This is a genomic window from Pseudomonas sp. SMN5 (assembly GCF_052041925.1).
In the GTDB taxonomy this organism is placed as follows: domain Bacteria; phylum Pseudomonadota; class Gammaproteobacteria; order Pseudomonadales; family Pseudomonadaceae; genus Aquipseudomonas.
Genome location: NZ_JBKGGX010000006.1, coordinates 154,026 through 179,861, shown reverse-complemented (window position 1 = coordinate 179,861; position 25,836 = coordinate 154,026). Strand labels below are relative to the sequence as shown.

The window sequence follows — 25,836 nt, the reverse complement described above, 5'->3', positions numbered from 1 at the left end:
TCCATCAAATGATTTCTCTACGACTCAGCTCGCGATGAGCGGATAACGGATCTTCGGCCCAGGACACGTCAATCATCGAAACGCCCGTGGATAACCTGGCTTGATGAATCGACGCCGCCGGGCCGGCGATGACGATCGGGCAGTCGATTGCACTCAGTAGCTTGGGCAGTTGGGACAGATTGATCGCGTTGCTGGCATACAGCACCACGCCGCGGGCGTTCAGGCGCTCCACCGCCAGGGCCAGTTCGCCCGGCGGAATCGGCGCGTCGAACACTTCCACCGGGCAATCGGCGCTGCTGGCCAGCCACGCGGTGAGCCACAGCTGCGGTTCCAGGCCCACGTCCGAATGATTGATCAACAGCAGCGGCGCGCCGCGCAGTTGACGATTGTTGTGATAGATCCGACTGCCGAATTTGCTGCGCAGCCAGGAGTACAGGAAAACCCGCTCCAGTTGTGCACCGAACTGTCCTTGCCAGCGCACCTGCAGCTGGGCGAGGAGGGGCAGCAGCAACTGCTCGCACACGGTCCACGGCGGGTAAAGCGCCATCGCCTGGTTGACCAGTTCATCGACCTGACGCTCGGCCAGTTGCGTCACCGCCAGCACCAGGGCGTGGCGCTGACGCTGCCAGTCGTCTTCAAGAGGTTCGGCCAGCGGTTGCGCAGTGTCCAGCAACGGCTTGATCTTGCTCACGGCCATTCCGCGGTTGATCCACGTCAGGATGCTCTGGATCCGTTGCACGTGTTCGGCATTGAACAGCCGATGGCCCTTGGGCGTACGGTGCGGCACGATCAAGCCGTACCGGCGTTCCCAGGCCCGCAGCGTGATGGCATTGACCCCGGTCTGCCGAGCGACCTCGCGAATCGGCAGCCAGCCTTGTTCCAGGGCCTTGGCAAAGTCGGCGCCCAGGTCTTCACTGGCGCTGGAATCGGTTTCGCGTTTCATCAGATGGCGTTTCGCAGGCTGAGGTTTTCCGGATGCGGTTGCAGGTAGACCTGCTGCGCCAGATACGGATCGGGGTGCAGGCGCAGGTGATGCTTGAGCAACGTCAGCGGTACCACCAGCGGCACGATGCCCTGTCGATATTGCCCGATCAGGTGCTGCACCTCCTGCTTGTCCTCGCTGCCGATGGCGCGTTTCAGATACCCGCTCAGGTGTTGCAAGACATTGGTGTGGGTGCGCCGGGTTGCACACTTTTTCAGTGCCGCCATCAGTGCGCTGAAATAACGCGGGCCCAGCTCGTTGGGATCGGCCTTGCCCATGTCGCCTAGCATGGCTCCCAGGACTTTGTATTGCACCGGGTTGTGGGCCATCAGCAGATATTTGTAGCGCGAGTGGAAGTCGATCAGGTCACGGCGGGTCAGTCCCTTGCGGCGCAAGGGTTGCCAGGCGGCGTAGACGAACACCCGGGTCAGGAAGTTCTCCCGCAGCACCGGGTCGTTGAGGCGACCGTCTTCCTCCACCGGCAAGTCAGGGTGGCGTTCACAAAATGCCTGGGCGTAGATGCCGCGGCCGCCGCCGTCCTGTGGCGCGCCGTTGGGGTGGTAGACCTTGACCCGCTCCAGGCCGCAGGACGGGGACTTCTGCATGAAGATGTAGCCGCAGATGTCATCCAGTTCGCCCGCCATCTGCACGCCGTAATCGGCCAGTGGCTGCGTTACGTCGAGGGTACGATCCACCGTGCCGACTGCCGTGGGATTATCGGGATCGCCCACCAGGCGGATCGGCTCCCTGGGAATGCCCAGGCCAATGGCAACCTCAGGACATACCGGCACGAAATCAAAGTAATCCACCAAGGTGCGGCTACACAGTTGCGATTGCTTGTGCCCGCCGTTGAAGCGAACTTCAGCGCCCATCAGGCAAGCGCTGATAGCGATTCTGGGTTTGGCGGCGTCGTTGGGCATGGGCGACCTCTGATGGGTTAATCTTGTACAGAAATAAATTCATGTACAATATTTTCATCATAGACACGAAGTCGTACAAGTCAACCGGTTTGTACAAGAGCTCGCGGGCATCGCGTCGCGATTCCGCTTGCGGATGGAGCTGCTGCCTTCTTCGACAGCAGCGAATGGCGCAGGGTGACGCGATTTACTGCAAGCTTGCATGTAAGCGGCGGGCAGCCTCCTGGCCACTGAGCCATGCGCCTTCGACCCGGCCGGACAGGCACCAGTCGCCGCACACGTACAAGCCCAGGTCGGCATCGGCCAGGGCGCCCCACTCATGGCTGCCGGCCGGGCGGGCGTAGAGCCAGCGATGAGCCACGCTGAAGCTGGGGGCGGGCATCGCACTGTGCAGCAGCTCGGCGAAGGCACCGTGCAAGTGTTCGATCACGGCCTCCTTGGGCAAGTCGATGTTCTGTCGGCTCCAGTCGCTGGTAGCGTGCAGCACCCAGGTGTCGAGCTTGCTGTCGCGTCCCGGTTTGCTACGGTTGAGCGCCAGCCAGTCGAGCGGGCTGTCCTGCACGAAGCAGCCTTCCATAGGCGTATCCAGAGGCTTCTCGAATGCCAGGGCGACGGCCCAGGTGGGGTCCATTTTTACCCCGGCGGCCACGCCGGCCAGCTTCGGCACGGCCGCGAGCAATGCGGTAGCCTGTGGCGCCGGCGTGGCGATCACTACCTGGCCGAAGGGACCATGGGTGAAACCTTCGGCGTCCTGCAGGTGCCAATGTTCCTGGCCGCGATACACCTCGGTGATCCGGCAGGAAAACTGCACCTGCAACTTGCCGAGCAGGGCGCGGGTGATGGCGCTCATGCGTGGCGTGCCGACCCAGCGGGTCTGCTCGTCCGGCGATGGGCTCAGTTGGCCGCCCTGGAAGTTGTACAGTTGCGGGCTCCATTCCGCGGCCCAGCCGTTGGCTTGCCAGCGTTGGACTTCGGTGACGAAGCGCCGGTCGCGGGCCGTGAAATACTGTGCACCCATATCCAGCGCGCCGGCGTCGCTACGCTTGCTGGACATGCGTCCGCCGCTGCCATGGCTTTTGTCGAAAAGTTGAACGGTGTGCCCGGCCTCCGTCAGGGCCTGGGCGGCTGAGAGTCCGGCGATGCCGGTGCCGATGATTGCGATAGGTACAGTCATGAGGGCCTCGTTTACCTTTCTGTACAGACTACGCCGTCGTTTAAACCTGTACAAATCTGGTTTTTGGTATAAGTTTTACCGTTCGCGCTTGGACAGGTTGTCCTATTGTTTAATCACAGACCCTGTCTGATACGAAAAATCCCTGCTTATAAAAATAGACTAGTGGGCCGGGTAAAACGCGATAGGAGAAACAACTCATGCATATCTTGCTGACCGGCGGTACTGGTTTGATCGGACGTCAGCTCTGCCGGCTCTGGTTGGGGCAGGGCCACCGTCTGACGGTATGGAGTCGTCGGCCGGCCGAGGTGGCGCAAATCTGCGGAGCGCAGGTGCGGGCCGTCGCCAAGCTTGACGATATTGTCGAGCCGGTGGATGCGGTGATCAACCTGGCCGGCGCGCCGATTGGCGACCGCCCATGGACTCACAAGCGCAAGATGCTGTTGTGGAGCAGTCGCGTCACCCTGACCGAAGTATTGCTGGCGTGGCTGGAGCGCTGCGAGCAGAAACCGCAGGTCCTGATCTCCGGCTCGGCGGTGGGTTGGTATGGCGACGGTGGCGAGCGTGAGCTGACCGAAGCATCGGGTCCGGTCAGCGAGGATTTCGCCAGTCAGTTGTGCATCGCCTGGGAAGAAACCGCGCAGCGGGCCGAGGCCATGGGCGTGCGGGTGGTGCTGGTGCGCACCGGCCTGGTCCTGTCCGCCGAGGGCGGTATTTTGTCGCGCCTGTTGCCGCCCTTCAAAATGGCGCTGGGCGGGCGTATCGGCAATGGTCGGCAGTGGATGCCGTGGGTTCACATCGACGATCAAATCGCCCTGATTGATTTTCTTCTGCTCCGCGATGAGGCCAGCGGTCCCTATAATGCCTGCGCGCCGAACCCGGTGCGCAATCGCGATTTCGCCAAGGCCCTGGGGCGCGTGTTGCATCGGCCGGCGGTGCTGCCGATGCCGGAGCTGGCGTTGAAGGTCGCGCTGGGGGAAATGTCACTGTTGTTGCTGGGCGGCCAGCGCGCCACCCCGGCCCGATTGCAGGCGGCGGGTTTTACCTTCCGCTTCACTGATTTACCTGCGGCTCTGGACGACTTGTCCAGCCGCTTCTGAAATAGGACGTTGCATGACCGATCACGCATTGCTTCTGGTAAACCTGGGTTCGCCTGCTTCCACCTCGGTGCCCGATGTGCGCCGCTACCTCAACCAATTCCTGATGGATCCTTATGTCATCGACCTGCCGTGGCCGGTGCGGCGGTTGTTGGTGTCGCTGATCCTGATCAAGCGTCCCGAGCAGTCGGCTCACGCCTACGCCTCGATCTGGTGGAAGGAGGGCTCACCGCTGGTGGTGCTCAGTCGTCGCTTGCAACAGGCCATGACCGCGCAATGGACCCGGGGCCCGGTAGAGTTGGCGATGCGCTACGGCGAGCCATCGATCGAGTCGGCCCTGGTGCGCCTGGCGAACCAGGGCCACAAGACGATCACCCTGGCGCCGTTGTATCCGCAGTTCGCCGACAGTACCGTCACCACGGTCATTGAAGAAGCTCGGCGCGTGGCGCGGGAGAAGAAGCTCGATGTGCAGTTCTCGATCCTCCAGCCGTTCTACGATCAGCCGGAATACCTCGACGCTCTAGTGGCCAGCGCCAAGCCATATCTGGTCCAGGACTACGATCATCTGTTGCTCAGTTTCCATGGGCTGCCGGAGCGGCACCTGACCAAGCTCGACCCGACGGGATTCCATTGCTTCAAGGATGCCGACTGCTGCAAGAACGCACCGCCGGAAGTCATGGCGACCTGTTACCGTGCCCAGTGCATTCGTACCGCCGAGTTGTTTGCCCAGCGCATGGGGCTCAAGGACGGGCACTGGTCGGTGTCGTTTCAGTCCCGCCTGGGCCGCGCCAAGTGGATCGAGCCCTATACCGAAGCGCGCCTGGATGAACTGGGTAAAAGCGGTGTGAAGAAAGTCCTGGTGATGTGCCCGGCGTTCGTGGCGGACTGCATCGAAACCCTGGAAGAGATCGGTGATCGTGGTCGCGAGCAGTTTCTGGCGGCGGGTGGCGAGGAGCTGGTGCTGGTGCCGTGCCTCAATGATCAGCCGCAGTGGGCCGAGGCGTTGAGCCGGTTGTGTGAGCGGGCGCCGATTGCTTTGTAATACAAAACTGTGGCGAGGGAGCTTGCTCCCGCTGGACTGCGAAGCAGCCCCATTAGATGGGCGCTTCGCACCCAAGCGGGAGCAAGCTCCCTCGCCACAATAGAACAGGCTGATTTATAGCAGCGGCTCATCCGCCTTCTTCTGCTTCCAACCGTCATTGCCCGGCAGGATCAGGTTCAGCGCAATCGCCACCACCGCACACAGGGCGATGCCCTTGAGGCCGAAGTCGTCCGGGCCGGTACCGGTGCCGACCAGCACACCGCCGATGCCGAACACCAGCGTCACCGAGACGATCACCAGGTTACGCGCCTCGCCCAGGTCGATCTTGTGGCGGATCAGGGTGTTCATGCCCACCGCCGCAATCGAACCGAACAACAGGCACAGGATCCCGCCCATCACCGGCACCGGGATACTTTGCAGCAGTGCGCCGAACTTGCCGATGAACGCCAGGGCGATGGCGAAGATCGATGCCCAGGTCATGATTTTCGGGTTGTAGTTCTTGGTCAGCATTACCGCGCCGGTGACTTCGGCATAGGTGGTATTGGGCGGGCCGCCGAACAGGCCGGCTGCGGTGGTGGCGATGCCGTCACCGAACAGGGTGCGATGCAGGCCGGGTTTTTTCAGGTAGTCGCGACCGGTCACGCTGCCCACGGCAATCACTCCACCGATGTGCTCGATGGCCGGCGCCAGCGCCACGGGCACGATGAACAGGATCGCCTGCCAGTTGAATTCCGGCGCGGTGAAGTTCGGCAGGGCGAACCATGGAGCGGCGGCGATTTTCGCGGTGTCCACCACGCCGAAGAAGAACGCCATGGCGAAGCCGACCAGCACGCCGGAAATGATCGGCACCAGGCGGAAAATCCCTTTGCCGAACACCGCGACGATCAGGGTGGTGAGCAGGGCCGGCATGGAGATCATCATTGCGGTCTGATAATGAATCAGCTCAGTGCCGTCACCGGCCTTGCCCATCGCCATGTTCGCGGCAATCGGCGCCATCGCCAGGCCGATGGAAATGATCACCGGGCCGATGACCACAGGCGGCAGCAGCCGGTCGATGAACCCGGTGCCCTTGATCTTCACCGCCAGGCCCAAGAAGGTGTAGACGAAACCGGCCGCCATCACGCCACCCATGGTCGCTGCCAGGCCGAACTGGCCCTTGGCGAGAATGATGGGGGTAATGAACGCAAAGCTCGACGCCAGGAACACCGGCACCTGACGGCCGGTAACGATTTGGAACAGGATCGTGCCCAGGCCCGCCGTGAACAGTGCGACGTTCGGGTCCAGGCCAGTGATCAACGGCATCAGCACCAGGGCGCCGAAGGCCACGAACAACATCTGTGCGCCTGACAGCACCTGGCGCCAGAGCGGATCGTTGAACTCATCCTGCATGCTCAGGCGTCCTTCTGCTTGGTGCCGAAGATCTTGTCGCCGGCATCGCCCAGGCCCGGGATGATGTAGCCGTGTTCGTTGAGTTTCTGATCGATGGACGCCGTGTAGATGGTCACGTCGGGGTGAGCGTCTTCCACGGCCTTGATGCCTTCGGGCGCCGCCACCAGCACCATGGCGCGGATGTCCCGGCAACCGGCTTTTTTCAGCAGGTCGATGGTGGCGACCATGGAGCTGCCCGTGGCAAGCATCGGGTCGATGATCATTGCCAGGCGCTCGTCGATTTCCGGAACGAGTTTTTCCAGGTACGTGTGCGCTTGCAGCGTTTCTTCATTGCGCGCCACGCCCACGGCGCTGACCTTGGCACCGGGGATCAGGCTGAGCACGCCTTCGAGCATGCCGATACCGGCGCGCAGGATCGGCACCACGGTGATTTTCTTGCCGGCGATTTTCTCGACCTGGACCGCACCGGCCCAACCGTCGATTTCATAGGATTCGAGCGGCAGGTCCTTGGTGGCTTCGTAGGTGAGCAGGGCACCGACTTCCTGGGCGAGCTCGCGGAAATTCTTCGTGCTGATGTCGGCGCGGCGCATCAGGCCGAGTTTGTGTCTGATCAGCGGATGGCGGATCTCGAGGATGGGCATGGGGCTGGCTCCGGCGGCGGGCAAAAAAACCGGCCTAGATTAATCTATCCGAGAGTGTTGTCCTATAGACAATACAGAACGTTAGTCCACAAACGCTTGATCTGGCCGGTCGGGATGCGTACCTTTGCCCGCTTTTCCGAACCTGCCCATCCTCAACCGCCCTTTGGAGAGCGCCATGTCCGCTGATCTCGAGCATATCCGTCAAATCATGCGCGAGGCTGACTGCCTGTACAGCGAAGCCGAAGTCGAAGCGGCCATCGCCCGTGTCGGTGCGCAAATCAACGAGCAGTTGGCCGAGGCCAACCCGGTGGTGTTCTGTGTGATGAACGGCGGGCTGATTTTCTCTGGCAAGCTTCTGACCTACCTGAATTTCCCACTGGAAGCGTCCTACTTGCACGCCACTCGTTATCGCAACGAGACCAGCGGCGGCGACCTGTTCTGGAAAGCCAAGCCGGAAGTCTCGTTCATCGACCGCGACGTGTTGATCATCGACGATATCCTCGATGAAGGTCACACCCTGGGCGCGATCATCGACTTCTGCAGACACGCCGGCGCCCGTGCCGTGCACACCGCCGTGTTGATCGACAAGGACCACGACCGCAAGGCCCGTCCCGACCTGAAGGCCGATTTCGTGGGCCTGCCGTGTGTCGACCGCTACATCTTCGGCTATGGCATGGACTACAAGGGCTACTGGCGCAACGCCAACGGTATTTTTGCCGTGAAAGGAATGTAATCCATGATCCGGCCAAGCTTTCTGGGCCAGGCGCTGTTTGATCAACTGGCCGAGAAAGCCGCGGCCAATCCTCGCGGGCGACAGCATCACAATTTTCACCAGATGGATGAGCCCTGCCACCGCATGGCGGTTGGCTTGCAGCCTTCGACTTACATCCCGCCGCACCGCCACCTGAGCGCCGACAAGGCTGAGACCTTGCTGGTGCTCAAGGGCCGGCTGGGGGTGTTGGTGTTTGACGAAGACGGTGCGGTGGTGGACAAGCGTATCCTGCAGGCCGGCGGCGATTGCCTCGGCATCGACTTGCCCGCTGGTGTGTACCACGGCCTGGTGGTATTGCAGGCCGACAGCATGATGTTCGAATGCAAGGCCGGGCCGTATCGTCCCGTTGGCGAAGGCGAACTGGCCCATTGGGCACCTCGCGAAGGCGAGCCGGGCGTGGCTGAGTACCAGGCCTGGATGCGCGCGCAGTTCGACTGAGTACGGCTTGGAAAGGGCTACGCAGTCCCGTGGCGAGGGAGCTTGCTCCCGCTTGGGTGCGTAGCACCCACCTGCAATTGGGGCTGCTGTGCCCGAGGCGTCGGACTGTCCCAGCGGGAGCAAGCTCCCTCGCCACGGGTTCAGGCAAGTCTTGAGCGGTTGGTGCCAGCCGCCAACCACTGCTCACTCTTGACCCGTGCCTGCTCCAGCGTCTGTACATACGCCAGTTGGCGTTGCTCGCGATGGATGCCGGCGCGGCGCAGTTTCAGGCGTACCCGCGGGGCGGTTGCCACCAGGATCAGGCCGATGCCCTGCTTGCGGTAATCCTTGAGGATGTTTTCAAACGCGGCCAGCGCGGTCATGTCGAGCATCGGCACCGCGCTCATTTCCACCACGACCACCCGCACGCCAGGATCGAAGCGGCGCAGCACGTCCAGGGCCTTTTCGGCTGCGCCAAAGAACAGTGGGCCGCGGATGCCATAGCAGCGCACGTGTTCGGGCATCTGCTGCAGGGCCTGGTGGAACTGACGTGGCAGTTCCGCACTGTCGGTCAATTCGCTCATGCGCTTGATGAACAACCCGGCGGCCAGCAGCAGGCCGACGGCAACCGCCAGCACCATGTCGAACAGCACCGTCAGGCTCAGGCAGGTCAGCAACACCAGCACATCACTGCGCGGGGCGATGCGCAGCGTGTGCAGCACATGTCCGGCTTCGCTCATGTTCCAGGCGACCATCACCAGCAGCGCCGCCAATGCTGCCATGGGCAAGTAGCTGAACAGCGGCGCCAGCAGCACCATCGCCAGCAGTACCACGAGGCTGTGGATAATCGCCGCCAACGGTGACGACGCACCGCTGCGTACGTTGGTGGCGCTGCGGGCGATGGCGGCGGTGGCGGTGATCCCGCCGAACAGCGGCGCAACCAGGTTGCCCAGGCCCTGGCCGATCAACTCGGCATTGGGATCGTGCTTGCTGCCGGTCATGCCGTCGGCCACCACGGCGCACAGCAGCGATTCGATGGCGCCGAGCATGGCGATGGCGAATGCGGGCGCCATCAACTGCCGGATCAGGTCATAGGACAGCGTCAACGGACGACCTTGGCCGTCCGGCAGATTCCACGGCCAATCAAAGCGGGGCAGGAACGGCGGTATGCCCGGATGCGCCACGCCGTCGAGCAGGTAACTGAAGCGTTCGCCCAATGTCGCGACCGGCCAGCCACCGCGCTCCAGCGCCAGCCCCAGCAGTGCGCCGACCAGCAGGGCCACCAGATGGCCGGGCACCCTCGGTACCCAGCGCGGCCAGGCAATCAACACCGCCAGGCAGCTGGCGCCGATGAGTCCGTCGCCCAGGCGCGCGCCGGGCAGCGCCACGATCAACTCGCCCACCTGCTCGATGTAGTGCCGGGCCTGGCCGGCGGTGCTCAGGCCCAGCAGATCCTTGAGTTGCAAGGTGGCAATGACCACGCCGATCCCGGCGGTGAAACCCAGGATGACCGGATAGGGGATGTACTGAATCAACCGTCCGGCGCGCATCACCCCGAGGGCGATCAGGATCAGCCCGGCGAGCATCGTGCACAGCAGCAGGCCACCCAGGCCATATTGCTGAGTGATGGGCAGCAGGATCACCACGAACGCCGCCGTCGGCCCACTTACGTTGAAGCGCGAACCGCCGGTCAGGGCAATCAGCGGTGCGGCCACCAGCACCGTGTACAAACCGTGTTGCGGCGGTACGCCGACGGCGATCGCCAGGGCCATGGCCAAGGGAATCGCGATAATGCCCACGGTCAGCCCGGCCACCAGGTCGCCCCGCAGGCGCGCAAGGGTGTAACCGGCACGCCAGCTCTGGCGCCACGCGGCAAATAATGGTGGGGCGGAGAAGGACATAGGCACTCCACACAGAGGTTTGGGCAGACGCTTTTGTGGCGAGGGAGCTTGCTCCCGCTGGGTGCGAAGCGCCCCAAAATGGCCTGATGCAATCCTCCAGACTGAACGCATCAGGCGTTTTACAACGGCTGCGCCGCCGAGCGGGAGCAAGCTCCCTCGCCACAAAGACATCACCAGTTATTTCCGCCAGGATGGTCATCTGAGTATGCCGCCCTCGTAGCCCCGAAGTATTGATCCGGGCCGATTATTTTTACTGCCCCCGCTCATGCTAGAGTGCCCGGCCAAGACCCTGGAGCCTGTCATGCGTGTATCGATCCGCCGCTGCGCCGCCTTGCTGTTGCTATCGAGCTTGACCCTGGCGGCCGGAGCCGCGCCGATGCACAGCCAGTTCCTGCCGCCCGATGACCTGACGGTGCGCCAGGAGCAGCCTGAACAGCAGCAACTGCTACAAGTGACCGAGTATTCGGTGGTGCTGGGCAATCAGCGTCAGTCCAATCAGCAACCGATACCGGTCACATCACCGTTGTTGGTGCGTCTGAAGGGCAAGGCGCTGAACAAAGGCGCCACCCTCAACCAGGTGATCCTCAACTTTGATGGTGAAAGCAAAAGCCTGAAGAAGCCAATGTTCGATGAAGCGACCAAGACCCTGACCCTGTCTTATCCACAGGCCCAGTACCGGGTGGTTATCGATCTGTTGCGCAACAACACGGTCTATGTGCAGTTCCTGACCTACGCCAACGGCCATATCTGGGCCGACCTGCACACCGGCGCCGAACGCCCGCGTTGAGCCGCGACGTCTGGCAGGGGTAAACTGCCCGCCCCGTGAATTGTGCAAGCTGGAGCCGGCAATGCGTAAAGACAAGAAACAAGTGATTGGCGATGAGATTGGTGACGAGCAGATCAAGCTGTTCCTCAATTTCGAACCGGTCGATGCCACGTCGCCGTCGCTGCACAAATTGATCAAGGGTTACCGTGGCCTGCGGGTCGACGATTTCGAGCGGTTCCTGACGTTCTTCGTCGAGGCCGGCTACGATCTCAATGGCAAGGATGAAAAAGGTAACGATTTTGTCGCGTTGATCCAGGACCAGCGCAATGCCGAGGAATACATCGAGTTGTTCAACAAGGCGCGTGGCTGATTGATCATGGGCCTGCTTCGCAGGCCAGCGGGAGCAAGCGCCCTCGCCACGAAAGCGCCACCCATAAAAAACGCCCCGCTCTCATGGAGAACGGGGCGTTTTTTCATACGAGCCAATCAAGCGTAGCTTTGGGTTTCGCTGCTTTCTTCCACCAGTTCCAGCGCGACGTTGTTCTGGGCGTTGATCTTGCGATACAGCGCCGCGTCGGTTTCCAGGACTTTCTCCCGGGCCGGGAAGATTTCCGCGAGCTTGGTCGCCCACTCACCCTTGGCTTTTTCCGGGAAGCAGCGTTCGATCAGTTCCAGCATGATCGATACGGTGACCGAAGCGCCAGGCGACGCGCCGAGCAGGGCGGCGAGGCTGCCGTCCTTGGCCGCCACCAGTTCGGTACCGAACTGCAGGACGCCACCTTTCTTCGGGTCTTTCTTGATGATCTGCACCCGTTGGCCGGCCACTTCCAGACGCCAGTCCTCGGCTTTCGCCTCGGGGTAGAAGCGACGCAGGGATTCCAGGCGCTGCTCCATGGACTGCATCACTTCGCTGATCAGGTATTTGGTCAGGTCCATGTTGTCCCGGGCCACGGCCAGCATCGGGCCGATGTTGCCGGCGCGTACCGACAACGGCAGGTCCATGATCGAACCGTGCTTGAGGAACTTGGTGGTGAAACCGGCGTAGGGCCCGAACAGCAGGGACTTCTTGCCATCGACCACGCGGGTGTCCAGGTGCGGCACCGACATGGGCGGCGAGCCCACGGCGGCCTGGCTGTAGACCTTGGCCTGGTGATGCTTGACCACGTCCGGGTTGTCGCAACGCAGCCACTGGCCGCTGACCGGGAAGCCGCCGAAGCCCTTGCTTTCCTCGATGCCCGAGGCCTGGAGCAACGGCAGCGCTGCACCGCCAGCACCCAGGAAAACGAATTTGGCGTCGACTTCGCGGCTGTTGCCGGAGTTCACGTCCTTGATGCTTACGGTCCAGCCATTGCCGTTGCGCTTGAGGCCGGTGACTCGCTTGCAGTACTTGACCTGGGTATCCGGGGCGCTGGTCAGGTGCTTGAGCAACTGGTTGGTCAGGGCGCCGAAGTTGACGTCGGTGCCGTTCATGACCCGGGTCGCGGCGATGACTTCATCGGCGGGCCGGCCAGGCATCATCAGCGGCATCCACTCGGCCATCTTGCCTTTGTCTTCGGTGTACTCCATGTCGGCGAAGGCGTGGTGCTGTTTCAGCAGCTCGAAGCGCTTCTTGAGGAACGACACGCCTTTTTCGCCCTGCACGAAACTCAGGTGCGGTACCGGGGCGATGAAGGACTTGGAGGAGCCGAACGTGCCTTTTTTAGTCAGGTACGTCCAGAACTGCTTCGACACCTCGAACTGGGTGTTGATGTGCACGGCTTTCTTGATGTCGATACTGCCATCGGCGGCCTGGGGCGTGTAGTTGAGCTCACACAGCCCGGCGTGGCCGGTGCCGGCGTTATTCCAGGGGTTGGAACTCTCCGCGGCACCGGAATCCATCAGCTCGACGACTTCCAGCGAGATCGCGGGGTCGAGTTCCTTGAGCAGTACGGCCAGGGTGGCACTCATGATGCCGGCCCCTACCAGAACTACATCGACTGCTTCGTTATGCGCCATTTAACGCGTCTCCAAAATCTGCAGCACCAAATTGTCGGCATAGCGGCCAGGAATGGCAGGGCAGGTCGGTTGTGCCCCAGGTATCCATGGCCAGGATCGCCATGTCCGAATCTTCGCAATTTTTTCGCAACTACTGCGGATGCATGCAGCCTGGCCTCAAGCGTCCTATGAACTCACTTAAGCGCCGGGCGGGCAATTCGACTTATGGCCGAGACATCCGTTCGTGCAACCAAATCCGTAGCGGACAGGCTTCAGGCGCCGGTTCTTGAGCGATGGCCGGTCCTGTGTCGTTGGGCTGTTACAGACGCTGATGGTGCTTGTTCAGACGCAAAACTCTTCATTTGCTCGCCACACTCTTGTGAAGTTGTGAAAACCCGTTTTTTTCACGCTCTTTTGAAGACGTGAACCTCAAAAAAGGGCTGTCCCAGCCTGGCACCGCGCCCGGTTTGGTTTGCCCCCATGTAATACATGACAGGCAAAACGGGCAGACAGCTCAGTGACCGAGCGTAATGACAGCTCTGCAGATTCGCGAGAAGGGATGATTTGCCTGAGAACAGCAAGCGCGCCAGCTTCACTCGATCTGTGTGGGCGGCTCTCTGTGGGCGTTGCGGGGTGCCAATACCAGCGCATCGGCGATGTTGCGAGGCCCGATCAGGAGACGTCCTTATAATCGGGGGGAGATTGTATCGAAGAAACGCAGGGAAATGGTCGTGTTTAATGACTTTTATTAGCCGTCCGGTCAGATGGTCAACAGTTGCCGGTTGCGTGAGCGGGCGCGAAGCGGTTGCACGCGAGCGCTGGCGGGCAATGGCTGGTGCAGCCAGTTGAGGCGGATCTCTTCGATTTCCACCCAGCCCTCGCCCATCGGCTGCAGGCTGCACTGCTTGAAGGCCTGGCAGCGGCCATTGCCGTCCAACAGGGCGAAGCTGCGATGATGCGGGCGCGGGGTGAACAGGGAAATAAGAAAGCGCATGATCGAATACCGGGTCAGGAGGCTTGTGAAAGAGCCTGACAGCGGGCGATGACATGCCGGTGTAAGGCGCGTGACAATGGGGTGACAGATGGGGATAGGAACCGGCCCGCGCGGGTTTTGTCAGACTTTTCAGTATTCATCCCGCGGTGCTGGTTCCCCGCGATGGCCCACCGCTATACTGCCGGCCTGTTTGTGCCCGATTCTGGAGAGAAGAGCATGTTGCAACGCCTGTTGTTCGGTTTGATCGCTGTGACCAGTCTGGCCCTCGTCGGCTGCGCCCACAGTCCGCAACAACTTAACCCGGAGCCCAAGCTCAATGCCCAGCTGGCGCCTGTAGGTCGTGGCCAGCCGGTGGTGGTGCGCGTGGTGGACGGTCGTCCTTCGCCGACCCTCGGTACCCGTGGCGGCTTGTACCCGGAAACCAGCGTGATCACCGTGCAAGGCGCGCAGATCCTGCCGAAATTGCAGGCTCAGGCCGAAGCGGCGGTACGCCTGCTGGGCTTCACCCCAACCGCCAACGCCCTGAACGCACCACAACTGACCGTGACCCTGGCCGAGCTCAAGTATCAGTCGCCCAAGGAAGGCATGTACGTGACCGAAGCCACCATCGGCGCGACCTTCCGTTCCGACGTGCAGAACGCCAACCGCCGCTACAGCGGTCGCTACGGCGCTTCGCTGGACCAGCGCTTCGGCATGGCGCCGAACCAGGACACCAACACCAAGCTGGTGAGCGACGTGTTGAGTGATGCTCTGACCCGGTTGTTCAAAGACCCGACCATTGGGCAGGTATTGGCTGAGTAAGCTTTCAACTCATTCAGGCAGTACACCCCTGTGGGAGCGAGCCTGCTCGCGATAGCGGTTTGTCAGTCACATTGATGTTGAATGTGCCGCCGCATTCGCGAGCAGGCTCGCTCCCACATTGGTTTTCAGGCCGCCTGTGAATAAAACTCCAACACACTGATCCCGGTCAGCAGGTCGGCCTCTGGCAAATCGGCATGTTGATGCCCGCCGAGGGCGCAGTAGACCAGCCAGTGCTGATCCTGGACATTGAAGGACAGGCTGCCGACAAGGTTCTGTTGTTCCTCGCTCGGGCTGATGAGATAGAGACGATCCTGGTTTTCGGCGTGCAGCATGATGGGGTCCGTGCAGGTTTTGACGGGCGACAGAGTGGCCTGCTCAGATGACGAAATCGTGACGGATGGATTTACTCCGGCTTGATTGGCGCTTTGTGGCGAGGGAGCTTGCTCCCGCTGGGCTGCGCAGCAGCCCCCGACTAGCGTCTCGGCGTGTCAGGTTAATCGTGCAAGCTTTTTTGGGACTGCTTCGCAGTCCAGCGGGAGCAAGCTCCCTCGCCACGAAGTCGCCAGGCCATTACCCCAGCTGATCGTTGTTGGTCGGAAAAAACGGTGCAGGGCGGCAGGCTTTCGGTAGAATCCGCGCCCTGTTCGTAGGCCATGGGCGTGTCTGTCCTGTCCGTTTATCGCTTGAGGTTCGTGATGTCGCTGCATCTGTTTTCGTTGTTCGCTGCCCACCCCGCCAAACTGATCAACCTGCTCGCGTTGCTGTTTGCCTGCCCGGGCGGCTGGGTACTGCACGCGACGCGTCGCCGTGAACAGCGGGCGCGAGCCTGCCTGCAAGCACGCAGTGGCAATGGCGAGGAGCGTTTCGAAGCACTGCTGGACCTGGCCACCCAGCGGATGAACCGGTTCTTCTATCGGTTCGGCTTTGGCTGCCTGGCGCTGGCGTTGCTGGTGTCGTGGATCAGCACACAGTTCTGACTGCGTAGCCGTGGCGAGGGGGACTTGCAGGACAAGCGAGGGTCGCCAGGCAAAGGTGCTTTTGTGGCGAGGGAGCTTGCTCCCGCTGGGCTGCGAAGCAGCCCCCTTGAACGGTCAACCCCAAGGCTCTGACTAACCGCAAGCCTGTTTGCGATTGCTGCGCAATCGAGCGGGAGCAAGCTCCCTCGCCACAGGGAATCCGTGTCCTCAGACCTGCCGCTTAAAGCGCCAACCCCGCCTTGACCCGATACTGATTACGCACCGGCGTCGCATACTGCAACACCAGGAACGGCCGGTGTTCCGGTGGGCAGGCGTCCAGGCGGCGTTGCCATTCCTGCTCGGCCTTGGCCAGTTCCTCGGCGCCAAACACCTCGGCGGCCGTGGGCACTTGCAATTGCGGGTCAGCGTCGGCCCATTGGGCGTAGGCCAGGTAGTGCACCGGGAACAACCGGTAGCCACCGAGAATCTGCCGGTCCATCTCCATGGCCAGCTGCTTAGTATCTTCGAACACTTCGGTGATCGGCGCGGCGAAGTTCACGTGGACCCGGCCCTTGTAGCCGGTGATGCCCTTGGCGATGCTCACGTCATCCTCGCCCGGCGCCTTGGTGTAGCTGCCGGTGGTGGCGCGGATGTACAGTTCGCGGGCCTTGGCCTGGTCGCAGGGATCGTACTCGTAACTGATGGACACCGGCGTCAGATTCAGCGACCGGATGACCTCGCCGAACGGCTCGTCCTTGCGACTCATGTGGAACATCTTGAGGATTGCCGATTCGGTCCGGTCGTCACCGTCCTTGGCCCGTCCCTCGGCCTGGGCGATCCAGATCGAGGCGCAATCGTTGCGGATCGAGTGGTTGATGTACGCCGACAGCAGCTGGTACGCCGCCAGTTTTTCCCGCCGCCCGGTGAGGGAACGGTGCACGATGAAGCTCTTGTTCAGGCGCATCAGGTCGCTGACGAACGGCTTTTGCAGCAGGTTGTCACCAATGGCAATGCGCGGTGTCGGCAGGCCGGCGTGGTATACGGCATAGTTGACGAACGCCGGGTCCATCACGATGTCGCGGTGGTTGGCGATGAACAGGTACGCACTGCCGGACTTGAATTGTTCCACCCCGGTGTAGGTCACACCGTCGGTGGCGCGCTCGATGGTGTGGTCGACGTAGAACTCCACTTTGTCCTGCAAAGTGGCGACCGACGTCACGCCGGCGAACTCACGCCGCAATCTTTGCGCTATAAGAGGTTTGAGCATCCAGCCGAGGGCCCCGGCCAGGCGCGGGAAGCGGAAGTGGGTGAGGATATCTAGAAACGCCTTGTCGCCGAGCAGCCGGGCCAGCACCGCTGGGACTTCGCTGTCGTCGTAAGGTCGGATGGCATCGAATTCGCCCATCATGCTCTCTTGTTGGAAACGGCTAGGGTAAGTAAAGGTTCGATCAAAAAAAGCCAGGGCCTGGTCTGGAAGATAAGCCAGATGAAAATAGCCCTGCAAATAGACCGGCGATTATACGCACAAGTCACCCAGGAGACCCGCGATGCTGGAAACCGCTGTGTACGATTGTCCTTATTGTGGTGAAGGCGTTGAGACCAGTGTGGACCTGTCCGGCGGCGACCAGACCTATATCGAGGATTGCCAGGTGTGTTGTCGACCGATCACGTTCGTCCTGCAGGCCGATGGTCAAGAGTGGTATCTCGAGGTCTACAGCGAGAATGACTGAAGGGGACGTCCATGCGGCGCATCTATGAGCTGGAAAATCTGATGGAAGGCGAACTGCTGCAAGGCATGCTCGCCAGCGAAGGCATCACGGCGCATCTAGTGGGTCGCGACCTGGTGGGCGGCGTTGGTGAATTGCCCATGCAAGGCCTGTTGGGGCTGGCGGTGGAGGACGACCAGGCGCAATACGCCCGGGAGCTCATCGCCGCTTACAATGCCGCGCTGCCGCTGCCGGGCGATGAACCGGACAGTTACCCCGGCACGCTGGTCTGCTAGGCTGGCGGCCGTTCGATCAAGAGTCGTGTTGCCCCATGTGTGGACGTTATGCCCTGTTTCGCTGGAACCCCGCTTTCGCGGCCTTGCCCGGCTTTCCTGCCGACCAGAAGGCCCAATGGAATATTTCGCCCAACGATTCGGTGCTGATGCTGCGTGCCAACGCCGAGGGCCGGCGTGAACTGGCCCGGGCTCGCTGGGGGCTGACGCCGCCGTGGCTGACCGACCTTTCCCGCACGCCGGCCCATGCCCGGGCCGAAACCGTGGCCGAGCAGCCGATGTTCCGCGAAGCCTTGCGCCTGCGGCGCTGCCTGCTGCCGGCCAACGGCTTCTACGAGTGGCGCGGCGGCACGCGCAAGCGTCCGTTCTGGCTGACGCCAGGGGAAGGGGCGTCGCTGTTTTTCGCGGCCATCTGGGAAGCCTACCCGGTGCAGGAACAGGTCTGGCTGAGCACCGCCGTCATCACCCAGCCCGCAGCGGGCCAGCGCCGCCCATTGATCCTGGACGAAGAAGGCCAGCGTCTGTGGCTCGACCCCGAAACGCCGCTGCATGCCCTGCAAGGACTGCTGGCCAGCGAACCGCTGCCACTGCGCGAGCGAGTGCTGGCCAACCTGATCAACGACCCGAAACTCAATGGGCCGGAGTGCCTGACCCCGGCTTGAGTGTGGTGCCTGGGCCGGCCTCATCGTCGGATCGCCGCCCGGAGCCGGCTCGCTCCCAGTGAATTGCGGATGTTCACAATCTCTGCGCCCGTCCCGAAAACTTTGTGGGAGCGAGCTTGCTCGCGATGGCGGTGGTTCAGTTGGCAGAGATGGTGGTTTTGCCATTGCTATCGCGAGCAAGCTCGCTCCCACGTGGATGCTGTGGCAGGGAGTTGGTGTTCACCACCAACTCTCTGTGGGAGCGAGCCTGCTCGCGATAGGCCCTCGGATCAAACCCTGAACTGATTGATCAATCGCCGCTGCTGTTCCGCCAGTTTGGTCAGCCCGGCGCTGGCGGCGCTGGATTCGTCGGCGCCGCTGGCGACTTCGTTCGCCACCTGGCCGATGTTGATCACGTTGCGGTTGATGTCGTCGGCCACGGCACTCTGCTCTTCGGCGGCACTGGCGATCTGGGTGTTCATGTCATTGATCACCGAGACGGCCTGGGTAATGGTCTCCAGCGCCTGGGCCGCTTTCGCCGCGTGCTGCACGCTTTCATCGGTGCGGTGCTGGCTGTCTTCCATGACCCGCACCACGTCCCGCGTGCCCTGTTGCAGTTGCTGGATCATCGACTGGATTTCCTCCGTAGCCTGCTGAGTCTTCTGCGCCAGGTTGCGCACTTCATCGGCTACCACCGCAAACCCTCGACCCTGCTCGCCGGCTCGGGCCGCCTCGATGGCCGCGTTCAGGGCCAGCAGGTTGGTCTGTTCGGCAATCCCGCGGATCGCCGTCAGAATCGCATTGATGTTTTCGCTGTCCTTGGCCAGGTTCTGTACCACACCCACGGCCCGGCCGATTTCCTCGGCCAGGGCGCCGATGGACATGGAGGTGTCCTGCACGATCTGCATGCCCTGACTGGCGGCCTGATCGGCATGACTGGCGGCTTGGGCGGCCTGGGTCGCGTTGCGTGCAACGTCCTGGGCGGTGGCGGTCATTTCCTGTACGGCGGTGGCAACCTGATCGATCTCCGACATCTGTTTGTGGACGCCCTGGTTGGTGCGGATCGCGATGTCGGCGGTGTGTTCCGACGAATCGCTGACGCTCTGCACCGACGTCACCACCTGGCTGATCATGCCCTGCAACTTGCTCAGGAAGGTGTTGAAGCCCCGGGCGATCGCGCCCAGCTCATCGGCGCGGTCACTCACCAGGCGCCGGGTCAGATCGCCTTCGCCCTGAGCGATGTCATCGAGCATCGCCACCATTTGCTTGAGCGGTCGGGCGATGCCGTGGCCCACCAGCCAGATCACCAGCAGGCCGATAGCGGCAATCGCCAGGCCGACCATGGCCATGCCGAAGATGTCGGTTTCGCGTTGTTCGTTGAGGTCTTTCTGCAAGGCTTGCAGGTCGGCCATTACCGCGTTCAGCGGCAATTGCAGCATCAGTGTCCAGCGTGCGCTGGTTTCGCCGATGCCGAACGGCATGTACACCTCGATATGGCCGTGCTCTTCATCGATGGTGTAACGCACTTCACCTGAACCGAGTCTGCCCAGGTTGTCCAGTTCGCTGGCATCGAGCAGGTCGCTGGCCTTTTCCCCCAGCTTGCTCGGATCCTTGGTGAACGCCACGAACCGGTTATTACTGGACAGCAGGGCCATTTCCCCGGCGCCGTCGTACAGCTTGGCGTCGGCGGCAACGAGCATGTCCTGGATGAAATTGACCGACAGGTCGGCACCGACGATGCCCTGGAACTTGCCATCGATCATGATCGGTTCGATGAACGAGGCGAGCATGGTCATGGTGGCGCCGACGCGGTAGGGCGCCGGGTCGATCACGCAGGCTTTCCTGCTGTCCTGGGAGCACAGGTAGTACTCACTGGCGCGGATCCCGGTGGACAGCAGTTTCTGGTCGGCCACGTCGGCGAGTTTTTCCAGGCCCAGGGTGCCGTCCTGATTACGAAACCACCACGGCAGGAAGCGCCCGTTGGTTTCCATGCCCGCCACCGGACTGTTCACGTAACTGGCATCGTCGTGGTCGATGGCGTTCGGTTCCCAGGCGATGTAGGCGCCGAGCACTTTCGGATTGCGTACCACGGTTTCGCGCAGCAGGCTGATCATCTGCTCGCGAGGCATCTTGAGTTGCGGGTTGCCGTCCGTGCCATTCATGCCCATCAGCGCGTTGGTAGTGGCAAGACCCTTGGCAAGCTGCAACGGGGCTTCCAGTTCCCGTTGGATCTGGCTGGCCTGGGTGCGCGCCAAGGCGCTGAGGCGTTGCTCGATGAGTTGTTCGAACTGCGCCTTGGTGCGCTGCTGCACCATCTCCTGGGTGCGGGCGCCGGCGAACAGCGCGTAGAGCACCAGGGCACCGACCACGCTGAGTACGATGGCACCGGCCAGGGCGGCGACGGAAAACTGGATCGATCTGAATTTCATATTGGCTCCGGACGCGGGAATGACGTCTGAAGCTTGTATCGGCGTCTTTGAGCAGCGACATGAGGCGCTGTTCGTCGGATGACTGTTTTGGAACCACGGGTGTCGCAAATGAACTGTGTGGGATCTGTCGGAAAAACCTGTAGTTGAGAAGTGTGTATCTGGCGCCGATACAAAACCGCGCATAGGATACGCCCACGTTTCCAGGGAGCTTCTTATATGAACAAGACTTTGATGGTGAGTGCTCTGAGTGCGGCTTTGCTGCTCGCCGGTTGCCAGTCGGTCAATACCACCAGCGGCGGAGCCGTGGGCGTGGAGCGCAAGCAGTACATGTTCAGCATGCTGTCGACCGATGAGGTCAACCAGATGTACGCCCAGTCCTACCAGAAGACCGTGGGCGAGGCGAGCACCCAGGGCGTGCTGGACAAGACCAGCAGCGAGGCCAAGCGGGTCCAGGCCATCGCTGACCGACTGATTGCCCAGGCCCCGGTGTTCCGTCCTGATTCAGCGCAGTGGAACTGGGAAGTGAACCTGATCAAGAGCGACGAGCTCAACGCCAATTGCGGCCCTGGCGGCAAGATCATTTTCTACACCGGGCTGATCGATTCGCTGAAGCTGACCGATGATGAGATCGCGGCAGTCATGGGCCACGAAATCGCCCACGCGCTGCGTGAACACGGGCGCGAAGCGATGTCCAAGGCCTACGGCATCGAGATGGCCAAGCAGGGCGCCGGTGCCTTGTTCGGATTGGGCCAGGACAGCCTGGCGCTGGCCGACACCGTCGCCAACTATGGCATGACCTTGCCCAACAGCCGTGGCAACGAGAACGAGGCCGACCTGATCGGCCTGGAACTGGCTGCCCGCGCCGGCTACAACCCGAACGCCGCGATCACCTTGTGGAACAAGATGAGCAAGGCTTCCGAAGGCGCCCCGCCGGAATTCATGAGCACCCACCCGTCGTCGACCAGCCGGATCGCTTCGTTGCAAGCGGCGATTCCCAAGGTGATGCCGCTTTACCAGCAGGCCAAGAAGTAGGGCCAGGCTGGGCTGGCAGCTACAAGATGCAAGCTGCAAGCTACAAGCTACAAGCTACAAGCTACAAGCTGCAAGCTGCAAGCTACAAGCTAAGCAGAGCTGCTTTTTGCTTTCCCTTGCAGCTCGTAGCTTGCAGCTCATAGCTAGGCGCCAAGCGCCTTGTACACCGCAACGATCGCCAGGACGAAGAAGGCCGAGGCGGCCAGGCGGCGGATCAGGGTCAGGGGCAGTTTCTCGGCGGCGAAATTGCCCGCCAGGACCACCGGCACGTTGGCAATCAACATGCCCACGGTGGTGCCGATGATCACCAGCCACAGTTCCGGGTACTGCGCGGCAAGCATCACCGTGGCGATCTGGGTCTTGTCACCGATTTCCGCCAGGAAAAACGCAATCAGCGTGGTCAGGAACGGCCCGAACCTGCGCGCAGGGTTGGCTTCGTCATCATCCAGTTTGTCCGGGACCAGGGTCCACAGCGCCGTGGCGGCGAAGCTCGCGGCCAGGATCCAGTGCAACACGGCGTCCGAGAAAATACTGCCGACCCACGCCCCGACCGCCCCGGCGGCTGCATGGTTGGCAAGGGTCGCCGCGACGATGCCGGCAACGATCGGCCAAGGCTTGCGAAAACGCGCCGCCAGGACGAGCGCAAGCAATTGCGTCTTGTCGCCGATTTCGGCCAGCGCAACGATGGCGGTAGGTACGAGGAGAGAATCCAACATCAGGGGTTCCTAAAGGGGGCGGGTCGACACGGCTATGACACGTACAGCCTCCCCGCCCCGGGTAAGGTGTGCGTGTCATAGGTCTTGTCAAACCCAGCGACCATCTGCGTGGACGCTTGGGCCGCATACGCCATGGTCTGCTGACCAAGTGTGTTGACGTATGCCGGGCGAGCATGGCGCTCGCGGGAGACTACTCCCCTAGGACGGAGCGGATTCTGCCTAGGCAAATCCGATTGGGCAAGTGCTGGTGGCTGAAAAAATTCAGCCGCGCTTGGCCCGGTAGATGCGAAAGCCCTGGCCTTCGGCCTTGATCGCGCAGATGCCCAGGTGCTCTTCGATCAGCGGTTGATACTTGAGGAAGCTGTTGGCAACCAGGCGAAGTTCGCCGCCGTTTTTCAGATGTTTGGCCGCTTTTCTTAGCATATTCTCTGTGGCGTGGTAATCGGTGTGGACGCCGACATGGAACGGCGGGTTGCTCAGGATCGCGCTCAAGCCCATCGGTGCGGCGTCGATCCCGTCACCGGTCAGCACTTCGGCTTCCAGGCCATTGGCGGCCAGGGTCATGCGACTGCTGGCGGCGGCGAAGGCATCCACGTCCAGCAGCGTGACAGTGTTGTGCGGATAGCGCCGCTTGATTGCGGCCCCCAGCACGCCGGCGCCGCAGCCGAAGTCCAGCAAATGGCCGCTGGGCAGTTTATCCAGGTGCTCCAGCAACAGTGCGCTGCCGCGATCCAGGCGACCGTGGCTGAACACCCCGGGCAGGCTGATGACTTTCAGCGGGCCTTCGGCCAGGGGTAGTTCGTAAGTCTGGGCCAGGCTTTCGAGCGTCTTGACTTCTGGCGCTTCGGCAACGGTGACTTGCCACAGCTGGCAATGCCGGGCGCTGTCGAGCTTGCGTGGCTTGCCGAACGGGTTGAGCTGCTTGGACGCGCCCTCGATGCCGCTGCGTTTCTCACCCACCAGGTACACCTCGCGACCGGCCAGGCGTGCGGCCACGGCATTGAGAATGTAGTCGGTGAGGTCCTTGGCCTTGGGCAAGAACACCACGGCGGTGTCGAAAGTGCGTTCAGGGACATTCACGCCAAAATGGCTGCGCTCGGGGAAGCGGGCGTCCAGTGCGGCCTGGTCACCCGCGTGCCAGCACCAGCCATGGGCGTCAGGCAGGCGGCCGAGCAGGTCGTCGGCGGGCAGGCCGGCCAGCAGCACCGAGCCCTGGAATAACTCGGCCTGACGAAGCAGTACTTCACTGCGCGGATCCATGGTCTGCTCCTTGAAAAAAAGTGCGGCAGTTTATCAACTGACGACCCGTCGTGCTGTACCGCTGAAAAAGGCCTGGGCGTTTTCGCTCATCTGGCCGACGATCCGCTGCCGCGCCTCGCGGCTGCCCCAGGCGTTGTGGGGCGTGACGATCAGCCGGGGAATATCGGCCGCCAGCAGTGGGTTGCCCTGGACCGGTGGTTCCACGCTCAGCACGTCGGTGGCCGCGCCGCCCAGGTGACCGTTGCGCAGGGCATCGGCCAGGGCCTGTTCGTCGATCAGGCCGCCGCGTGCGGTGTTGACCACGAAGGCGCCGGGTTTGAGCGATGCCAACTGCCGGGCGCCGATGAAGTTACGGGTGTGTTCGTTGAGCGGACAGTGCAAGGTCAAGGCATCGACCTGCGGCAACAGTTCATCCAGCGGCAAACGGTCGGGGCGCGCCGGGCGCCCGGGAATCTGTCCCAGCAGCACGCGCATGCCGAAGGCCTCGGCCAGGCGCCCGACGGCGCTGCCCAATTCGCCATGGCCCAGCAGCCCCAGGGTCTTGCCCTCCAACTCGACGATCGGATAGTCCAGCAGGCAGAACTGCGAGGCCCGCTGCCAGCGACCTTCCCCGACAGCTTTTTGATAATCGCCCAGGCGGGTCGCCAGGTTCAGCAACAGCATGAGGGTGTGCTGGGCCACGGATGGCGTGCCGTAGCCCTGGCAATTGCACACCGTGATACCGTGGCGGCGGGCAGCCTCCAGATCGACATTGTTGGTGCCGGTGGCGCTGATCAGGATCAGCTTGAGGTCTGGACTGGCGGCCAGGGCATTGGCATCGATCACGGCTTTGTTGGTGATCGCCACGGTAGCGCCCTTGAGTCGCTCGATCACTTGCTCCGGCGTGGTCCGGGCAAACAATTGCAGCTCTGAGAAGCAGGCGCGCAGCGGGCCTAGATCCAGGTCGCCGAGGTCCAGGGAAGGGTGGTCAAGGAAAACGGCGCGGGCGGTGTTCGTCATCAGCTGTACCTGTTCGATCAAGGCTTGAAGGCGTAATGTGGCGAGCCTATCAGATGAACTGTGGCTGCGGCCTGGCTCGATGTCGGGCTTATGAAGGACCCTGTGGCGAGGGAGCTTGCTCCCGCTGGCCTGCGAAGCAGGCCTCGTCATAGGGCAAGCACCTGCTGTGCAGTCGAGCGGGAGCAAGCTCCCTCGCCACGGTAGTCACGGTAGTCATTTAGCAGAACCGCCAAGGAGCCCCCCATGTACCTCGCCGAATTTCTCACCGTCGCCCTGATCCACCTGCTGGCGGTCGCCAGTCCCGGGCCGGACTTTGCCGTGGTGGTGCGCGAGAGCGTGACCCATGGCCGGCGTGCCGGGACCTGGACGGCGCTGGGCGTGGGCACGGCGATTTTCCTGCACGTGGGTTATTCGCTGCTGGGCATCGGCTTGATCGTGTCGCAATCGATCGTGCTGTTCAACGCGCTCAAGTGGGCCGCCGCCGCGTACCTGCTGTACATCGGCTTCAAGGCCTTGCGCGCGCAGCCGGCCAAGGCCGCCGCGGACGATCTGCACAAGGAAACCGGCGAGCGTACCGCACGAGGTGCGTTCACTGCGGGCTTCGTCACCAACGGTTTGAATCCCAAGGCCACGCTGTTTTTCCTGTCGCTGTTCACCGTGGTGATCAACCCGCACACGCCCCTGGCCGTCCAGGCCGGCTACGGGGTGTACCTGGCGGTCGCAACGGCGGCCTGGTTCTGCCTGGTGGCGATGCTGTTCAGCCAACAGCGGGTGCGTGCCGGCTTCGCCCGCATGGGCCACTGGTTCGATCGGACCATGGGCGCCGTGCTCGTCGCCATCGGCGTCAAGCTGGCGTTCACCGAGATGCACTGACTGGCGCAGTCCTCCGTAAGCTGCAGAAAAGATGGCTCGAAGCCAGTACTTACGCACGGATCAAATC

At 62.3% G+C, this 25,836-nt stretch carries 27 protein-coding genes, 1 pseudogene and 1 riboswitch; of the genes and pseudogenes, 13 read left to right on the top strand and 15 right to left on the bottom strand.

Annotated elements, in window-relative coordinates; all coding sequences use genetic code 11:
- Window positions 1-4: 4 nt before the first annotated feature.
- The 3 genes from ACLEJR_RS08475 to ACLEJR_RS08465 all read right to left on the bottom strand — a co-directional run bounded on the left by ACLEJR_RS08475 (window position 5) and on the right by ACLEJR_RS08465 (window position 3,073).
- Window positions 5-943 (bottom strand): MerR family transcriptional regulator, encoded by a 939-nt coding sequence (locus tag ACLEJR_RS08475; protein ID WP_440813259.1) that lies wholly within the window; start codon window positions 941-943, stop codon window positions 5-7.
- A complete protein-coding gene (locus ACLEJR_RS08470; RefSeq protein WP_440813257.1) occupies window positions 943-1,902 on the bottom strand; it encodes a YbgA family protein in 960 nt (319 codons plus the stop codon). The genes ACLEJR_RS08475 and ACLEJR_RS08470 overlap by 1 nt, the downstream gene beginning before the upstream one ends.
- 184 nt (window positions 1,903-2,086) lie before the next feature.
- Window positions 2,087-3,073: an NAD(P)/FAD-dependent oxidoreductase gene (locus ACLEJR_RS08465; RefSeq protein WP_440791531.1), complete on the bottom strand. Its 987-nt coding sequence runs from the start codon at window positions 3,071-3,073 to the stop codon at window positions 2,087-2,089.
- Between the two features lie 197 nt (window positions 3,074-3,270).
- On the opposite strand from ACLEJR_RS08465, the gene ACLEJR_RS08460 reads away from it, so the two are divergent.
- Complete coding sequence (locus ACLEJR_RS08460; protein WP_440791530.1) at window positions 3,271-4,170, top strand: TIGR01777 family oxidoreductase; 900 nt, start codon at window positions 3,271-3,273, stop codon at window positions 4,168-4,170.
- Between the two features lie 13 nt (window positions 4,171-4,183).
- Window positions 4,184-5,209, top strand: coding sequence for a ferrochelatase (gene hemH / locus ACLEJR_RS08455; protein WP_440791528.1), 1,026 nt, complete (start codon window positions 4,184-4,186; stop codon window positions 5,207-5,209).
- Window positions 5,210-5,323: 114 nt separating this feature from the next.
- Here the strand turns inward: hemH and ACLEJR_RS08450 are convergent, their stop codons facing one another.
- Both ACLEJR_RS08450 and upp read right to left on the bottom strand, forming a co-directional pair.
- Window positions 5,324-6,598, bottom strand: coding sequence for a uracil-xanthine permease family protein (locus ACLEJR_RS08450; protein WP_440791527.1), 1,275 nt, complete (start codon window positions 6,596-6,598; stop codon window positions 5,324-5,326).
- Window positions 6,599-6,600: 2 nt separating this feature from the next.
- Window positions 6,601-7,239 carry a uracil phosphoribosyltransferase gene (gene upp, locus ACLEJR_RS08445; protein ID WP_440791525.1) on the bottom strand — a complete coding sequence of 213 codons (639 nt, stop codon included), beginning with the start codon at window positions 7,237-7,239 and terminating at the stop codon, window positions 6,601-6,603.
- 175 nt (window positions 7,240-7,414) lie between these two features.
- Here upp and ACLEJR_RS08440 point away from each other — a divergent pair, with 175 nt between their 5' ends.
- Window positions 7,415-7,972, top strand: coding sequence for a hypoxanthine-guanine phosphoribosyltransferase (locus ACLEJR_RS08440; RefSeq protein WP_440791523.1), 558 nt, complete (start codon window positions 7,415-7,417; stop codon window positions 7,970-7,972).
- A 3-nt stretch (window positions 7,973-7,975) separates the two neighbouring features.
- The gene (locus tag ACLEJR_RS08435; RefSeq protein WP_440813255.1) at window positions 7,976-8,449 is read left to right on the top strand and encodes a WbuC family cupin fold metalloprotein; all 474 of its coding nucleotides are present in this window, start codon (window positions 7,976-7,978) and stop codon (window positions 8,447-8,449) included.
- 140 nt (window positions 8,450-8,589) lie between these two features.
- Here ACLEJR_RS08435 and dauA read toward each other — a convergent pair whose 3' ends face one another.
- Window positions 8,590-10,329 (bottom strand): C4-dicarboxylic acid transporter DauA, encoded by a 1,740-nt coding sequence (gene dauA / locus ACLEJR_RS08430; protein ID WP_440813254.1) that lies wholly within the window; start codon window positions 10,327-10,329, stop codon window positions 8,590-8,592.
- Between the two features lie 301 nt (window positions 10,330-10,630).
- On the opposite strand from dauA, the gene ACLEJR_RS08425 reads away from it, so the two are divergent.
- Window positions 10,631-11,116, top strand: coding sequence for a hypothetical protein (locus tag ACLEJR_RS08425; protein ID WP_440813252.1), 486 nt, complete (start codon window positions 10,631-10,633; stop codon window positions 11,114-11,116).
- 61 nt (window positions 11,117-11,177) lie between these two features.
- Window positions 11,178-11,465 carry a PA4642 family protein gene (locus tag ACLEJR_RS08420; RefSeq protein WP_440791516.1) on the top strand — a complete coding sequence of 96 codons (288 nt, stop codon included), beginning with the start codon at window positions 11,178-11,180 and terminating at the stop codon, window positions 11,463-11,465.
- Between the two features lie 116 nt (window positions 11,466-11,581).
- Here ACLEJR_RS08420 and mqo read toward each other — a convergent pair whose 3' ends face one another.
- On the bottom strand, window positions 11,582-13,090 hold the full coding sequence (gene mqo, locus ACLEJR_RS08415; RefSeq protein ID WP_440813249.1) for a malate dehydrogenase (quinone): 1,509 nt from the start codon (window positions 13,088-13,090) through the stop codon (window positions 11,582-11,584).
- Between the two features lie 739 nt (window positions 13,091-13,829).
- Window positions 13,830-14,063, bottom strand: coding sequence for a hypothetical protein (locus ACLEJR_RS08410; protein ID WP_245145002.1), 234 nt, complete (start codon window positions 14,061-14,063; stop codon window positions 13,830-13,832).
- Window positions 14,064-14,279: 216 nt separating this feature from the next.
- Between ACLEJR_RS08410 and ACLEJR_RS08405 the strand changes: the two genes are divergently transcribed.
- Window positions 14,280-14,864 (top strand): YajG family lipoprotein, encoded by a 585-nt coding sequence (locus ACLEJR_RS08405; protein WP_440791512.1) that lies wholly within the window; start codon window positions 14,280-14,282, stop codon window positions 14,862-14,864.
- 125 nt (window positions 14,865-14,989) lie between these two features.
- On the opposite strand, the gene ACLEJR_RS08400 is transcribed toward ACLEJR_RS08405, so the two are convergent.
- The gene (locus tag ACLEJR_RS08400; protein WP_440791510.1) at window positions 14,990-15,196 is read right to left on the bottom strand and encodes a hypothetical protein; all 207 of its coding nucleotides are present in this window, start codon (window positions 15,194-15,196) and stop codon (window positions 14,990-14,992) included.
- Between the two features lie 363 nt (window positions 15,197-15,559).
- Between ACLEJR_RS08400 and ACLEJR_RS08395 the strand changes: the two genes are divergently transcribed.
- Window positions 15,560-15,841, top strand: coding sequence for a hypothetical protein (locus tag ACLEJR_RS08395; RefSeq protein ID WP_440791508.1), 282 nt, complete (start codon window positions 15,560-15,562; stop codon window positions 15,839-15,841).
- Between the two features lie 220 nt (window positions 15,842-16,061).
- Here the strand turns inward: ACLEJR_RS08395 and ACLEJR_RS08390 are convergent, their stop codons facing one another.
- Entirely contained in the window at window positions 16,062-17,228 is a 1,167-nt protein-coding gene (locus ACLEJR_RS08390) for a 1-acyl-sn-glycerol-3-phosphate acyltransferase (protein WP_440791506.1), read from the bottom strand.
- A 139-nt stretch (window positions 17,229-17,367) separates the two neighbouring features.
- Between ACLEJR_RS08390 and ACLEJR_RS08385 the strand changes: the two genes are divergently transcribed.
- The 3 genes from ACLEJR_RS08385 to ACLEJR_RS08375 are packed head-to-tail and all read left to right on the top strand — an operon-like array spanning window position 17,368 to window position 18,481.
- Window positions 17,368-17,550 carry a CPXCG motif-containing cysteine-rich protein gene (locus ACLEJR_RS08385; RefSeq protein ID WP_440813247.1) on the top strand — a complete coding sequence of 61 codons (183 nt, stop codon included), beginning with the start codon at window positions 17,368-17,370 and terminating at the stop codon, window positions 17,548-17,550.
- Between the two features lie 11 nt (window positions 17,551-17,561).
- A complete protein-coding gene (locus ACLEJR_RS08380; protein WP_440791502.1) occupies window positions 17,562-17,822 on the top strand; it encodes a putative signal transducing protein in 261 nt (86 codons plus the stop codon).
- A gap of 35 nt (window positions 17,823-17,857) precedes the next feature.
- Entirely contained in the window at window positions 17,858-18,481 is a 624-nt protein-coding gene (locus ACLEJR_RS08375; protein WP_440813244.1) for an SOS response-associated peptidase, read from the top strand.
- A gap of 269 nt (window positions 18,482-18,750) precedes the next feature.
- Here ACLEJR_RS08375 and ACLEJR_RS08370 read toward each other — a convergent pair whose 3' ends face one another.
- Window positions 18,751-19,494: a methyl-accepting chemotaxis protein gene (locus ACLEJR_RS08370; RefSeq protein ID WP_440791642.1), complete on the bottom strand. Its 744-nt coding sequence runs from the start codon at window positions 19,492-19,494 to the stop codon at window positions 18,751-18,753.
- Between the two features lie 114 nt (window positions 19,495-19,608).
- Window positions 19,609-19,803, bottom strand: a pseudogene (locus tag ACLEJR_RS08365) (HAMP domain-containing protein); the annotation flags it as partial.
- Window positions 19,804-21,105: 1,302 nt separating this feature from the next.
- Here ACLEJR_RS08365 and ACLEJR_RS08360 point away from each other — a divergent pair.
- Complete coding sequence (locus ACLEJR_RS08360; protein ID WP_440791499.1) at window positions 21,106-21,921, top strand: M48 family metallopeptidase; 816 nt, start codon at window positions 21,106-21,108, stop codon at window positions 21,919-21,921.
- 143 nt (window positions 21,922-22,064) lie between these two features.
- Here ACLEJR_RS08360 and ACLEJR_RS08355 read toward each other — a convergent pair whose 3' ends face one another.
- The 3 genes from ACLEJR_RS08355 to ACLEJR_RS08345 form a co-directional block, all read right to left on the bottom strand.
- The gene (locus ACLEJR_RS08355) at window positions 22,065-22,637 is read right to left on the bottom strand and encodes a TMEM165/GDT1 family protein (protein WP_440791497.1); all 573 of its coding nucleotides are present in this window, start codon (window positions 22,635-22,637) and stop codon (window positions 22,065-22,067) included.
- An 89-nt stretch (window positions 22,638-22,726) separates the two neighbouring features.
- Window positions 22,727-22,849, bottom strand: a riboswitch (yybP-ykoY riboswitch).
- 49 nt (window positions 22,850-22,898) lie between these two features.
- Window positions 22,899-23,897, bottom strand: a complete 999-nt coding sequence (locus tag ACLEJR_RS08350) for a methyltransferase (protein ID WP_440813243.1) — start codon at window positions 23,895-23,897, stop codon at window positions 22,899-22,901.
- A gap of 33 nt (window positions 23,898-23,930) precedes the next feature.
- Window positions 23,931-24,896 (bottom strand): 2-hydroxyacid dehydrogenase, encoded by a 966-nt coding sequence (locus ACLEJR_RS08345; RefSeq protein ID WP_440813240.1) that lies wholly within the window; start codon window positions 24,894-24,896, stop codon window positions 23,931-23,933.
- Window positions 24,897-25,139: 243 nt separating this feature from the next.
- On the opposite strand from ACLEJR_RS08345, the gene ACLEJR_RS08340 reads away from it, so the two are divergent.
- Window positions 25,140-25,769, top strand: a complete 630-nt coding sequence (locus ACLEJR_RS08340; protein WP_440791491.1) for a LysE family transporter — start codon at window positions 25,140-25,142, stop codon at window positions 25,767-25,769.
- The last annotated feature ends 67 nt before the right edge of the window (window positions 25,770-25,836 follow it).

Coding starts and splice junctions, on each gene's coding strand:
- ACLEJR_RS08475 (WP_440813259.1), bottom strand. CDS start 943: ATGAAACGCGAAACCGATTCCAGCGCCAGTGAAGACCTGGGCGCCGAC.
- ACLEJR_RS08470 (WP_440813257.1), bottom strand. CDS start 1,902: ATGCCCAACGACGCCGCCAAACCCAGAATCGCTATCAGCGCTTGCCTG.
- ACLEJR_RS08465 (WP_440791531.1), bottom strand. CDS start 3,073: ATGACTGTACCTATCGCAATCATCGGCACCGGCATCGCCGGACTCTCA.
- ACLEJR_RS08460 (WP_440791530.1), top strand. CDS start 3,271: ATGCATATCTTGCTGACCGGCGGTACTGGTTTGATCGGACGTCAGCTC.
- hemH (WP_440791528.1), top strand. CDS start 4,184: ATGACCGATCACGCATTGCTTCTGGTAAACCTGGGTTCGCCTGCTTCC.
- ACLEJR_RS08450 (WP_440791527.1), bottom strand. CDS start 6,598: ATGCAGGATGAGTTCAACGATCCGCTCTGGCGCCAGGTGCTGTCAGGC.
- upp (WP_440791525.1), bottom strand. CDS start 7,239: ATGCCCATCCTCGAGATCCGCCATCCGCTGATCAGACACAAACTCGGC.
- ACLEJR_RS08440 (WP_440791523.1), top strand. CDS start 7,415: ATGTCCGCTGATCTCGAGCATATCCGTCAAATCATGCGCGAGGCTGAC.
- ACLEJR_RS08435 (WP_440813255.1), top strand. CDS start 7,976: ATGATCCGGCCAAGCTTTCTGGGCCAGGCGCTGTTTGATCAACTGGCC.
- dauA (WP_440813254.1), bottom strand. CDS start 10,329: ATGTCCTTCTCCGCCCCACCATTATTTGCCGCGTGGCGCCAGAGCTGG.
- ACLEJR_RS08425 (WP_440813252.1), top strand. CDS start 10,631: ATGCGTGTATCGATCCGCCGCTGCGCCGCCTTGCTGTTGCTATCGAGC.
- ACLEJR_RS08420 (WP_440791516.1), top strand. CDS start 11,178: ATGCGTAAAGACAAGAAACAAGTGATTGGCGATGAGATTGGTGACGAG.
- mqo (WP_440813249.1), bottom strand. CDS start 13,090: ATGGCGCATAACGAAGCAGTCGATGTAGTTCTGGTAGGGGCCGGCATC.
- ACLEJR_RS08410 (WP_245145002.1), bottom strand. CDS start 14,063: ATGCGCTTTCTTATTTCCCTGTTCACCCCGCGCCCGCATCATCGCAGC.
- ACLEJR_RS08405 (WP_440791512.1), top strand. CDS start 14,280: ATGTTGCAACGCCTGTTGTTCGGTTTGATCGCTGTGACCAGTCTGGCC.
- ACLEJR_RS08400 (WP_440791510.1), bottom strand. CDS start 15,196: ATGCTGCACGCCGAAAACCAGGATCGTCTCTATCTCATCAGCCCGAGC.
- ACLEJR_RS08395 (WP_440791508.1), top strand. CDS start 15,560: ATGTCGCTGCATCTGTTTTCGTTGTTCGCTGCCCACCCCGCCAAACTG.
- ACLEJR_RS08390 (WP_440791506.1), bottom strand. CDS start 17,228: ATGATGGGCGAATTCGATGCCATCCGACCTTACGACGACAGCGAAGTC.
- ACLEJR_RS08385 (WP_440813247.1), top strand. CDS start 17,368: ATGCTGGAAACCGCTGTGTACGATTGTCCTTATTGTGGTGAAGGCGTT.
- ACLEJR_RS08380 (WP_440791502.1), top strand. CDS start 17,562: ATGCGGCGCATCTATGAGCTGGAAAATCTGATGGAAGGCGAACTGCTG.
- ACLEJR_RS08375 (WP_440813244.1), top strand. CDS start 17,858: ATGTGTGGACGTTATGCCCTGTTTCGCTGGAACCCCGCTTTCGCGGCC.
- ACLEJR_RS08370 (WP_440791642.1), bottom strand. CDS start 19,494: ATGTCGGAGATCGATCAGGTTGCCACCGCCGTACAGGAAATGACCGCC.
- ACLEJR_RS08360 (WP_440791499.1), top strand. CDS start 21,106: ATGAACAAGACTTTGATGGTGAGTGCTCTGAGTGCGGCTTTGCTGCTC.
- ACLEJR_RS08355 (WP_440791497.1), bottom strand. CDS start 22,637: ATGTTGGATTCTCTCCTCGTACCTACCGCCATCGTTGCGCTGGCCGAA.
- ACLEJR_RS08350 (WP_440813243.1), bottom strand. CDS start 23,897: ATGGATCCGCGCAGTGAAGTACTGCTTCGTCAGGCCGAGTTATTCCAG.
- ACLEJR_RS08345 (WP_440813240.1), bottom strand. CDS start 24,896: ATGACGAACACCGCCCGCGCCGTTTTCCTTGACCACCCTTCCCTGGAC.
- ACLEJR_RS08340 (WP_440791491.1), top strand. CDS start 25,140: ATGTACCTCGCCGAATTTCTCACCGTCGCCCTGATCCACCTGCTGGCG.